Origin of the sequence: Rheinheimera hassiensis (assembly GCF_022436675.1) — a bacterium.
GTDB lineage: Bacteria > Pseudomonadota > Gammaproteobacteria > Enterobacterales > Alteromonadaceae > Alishewanella > Alishewanella hassiensis.
In genome coordinates this window covers 1-245 of record NZ_JAKUJZ010000064.1, presented here as the reverse complement: position 1 = coordinate 245, position 245 = coordinate 1, and the positions used below count along the sequence as shown (strand labels likewise).

Here is a 245-nt window from a genome sequence, read left to right as displayed (position 1 = left end):
ATCATTTTCTTGACAGCTATGAATACTTGCCAGCTCATTTAGCTTTTGATGAGTTCAAGGGCGTTGATCGTCAGCTGCACTTTATCTGTTTAAATGGTGACAATCATCAAGTCGTTCAGATTCTTAGAACACGCTATAAGAAGACCCTGCTTAAATATTTTGGTCGTTTCTCACCCCAAGCTAGAGCCAACGTTAAAACGGTCACGATGGATCTTAATTTTTACTATCAAGATATCGTTAGAGCC

1 protein-coding gene is annotated in these 245 nt (G+C 39.2%); it reads left to right on the top strand.

Translation table 11 applies throughout. From position 1 onward, the window contains the following. On the top strand, positions 1 to 245 hold a 245-nt coding region (locus tag MJX74_RS21660; RefSeq protein ID WP_240225088.1), incomplete at both ends, for a transposase.